The sequence below is a fragment of the Shewanella sp. SM87 genome, from assembly GCF_025653705.1.
GTDB classification, from domain to species: domain Bacteria; phylum Pseudomonadota; class Gammaproteobacteria; order Enterobacterales; family Shewanellaceae; genus Shewanella; species Shewanella oncorhynchi.
Window position 1 is genome coordinate 1 of record NZ_JAKKSC010000091.1, and the last position, 949, is coordinate 949.

The 949-nt window shown below is 43.7% G+C and carries 1 pseudogene; it reads right to left on the bottom strand.

Annotated elements, in window-relative coordinates:
* Nucleotides 1–875, bottom strand: a pseudogene (locus tag L5M11_RS23795) (IS3 family transposase); the annotation flags it as partial.
* Between the last annotated feature and the right edge of the window lie 74 nt (nt 876–949).

The window sequence follows — 949 nt, forward strand, 5'->3', positions numbered from 1 at the left end:
GTCAGAGTGAAATATCAGGTTTTTAGGCTTACCCCGTGATTCAAATGCCATTTCCAGTGCTTTCACTGTTAACTCAGTATCTGGTGAAAATGACATCGCCCAACCCACCGCTTTTCTGGAAAATAAGTCCAGTACAACCGCTAAATAGCACCAGCGATTACCCGCCCAAATGTAAGTGACATCGCCACACCAAACGGTGTTTGGTTCAACCACTGCAAATTGTCGTTCGAGTATATTGGGGATAGCGACGTGCTCCTGCCCAGCCTTCTTGTAGTGATGTTTCGGTTGTTGGCAACTGACTAATCCTAGCTTTTTCATTAGCCTAGTGGCTCGATAACGACTTAGTGTAAAACCCCGTTCAGAAGCGATAGTGGCAATGTTTCTCGCACCCGCGGACTGGTTACTTTGTGCATGTATCGCTTTGATTTCACATTCTAAACGTCGCTGCTCTGACGTCACAATATGCTCGTGACTCACCCAATAACGGTAACTACTACGGTTCACGTTAAATGCATGGCATAACACTGAAATAGGATATTTATTGCTCTGATTGAGTTTCTCGATTATCGAGAATTGTTCAGCGAGTCCGACATCAATAGAGCAGTAGCCTTTTTTAAGATTTCTTTCTCGAGATTTATGCGCTCAATTTCACGTTTAAGTGCCCTAATCTCAATCTGCTCAGGCGTCATGGGTGAGGCTTTAGGAGTAAGCCCTTTGCGTTCAACCTGAAGTTGCGTTACCCACTTACTGACCGTTGATTTACCTACGTTCATGGCTTTGGCAGCCGCTTCTTGTGTATAGCCTTGGTCAATGACTAATTGGGCAGTTTCGAGTTTAATCGCTGCGCTATATCGAGCACGTTTACTTTTATTCATTTTGTCACCTAAATTCGCTATGAATGAGATCATAACATTTCTTATTAGGTGGCCAAATTCACTATGCCACTACA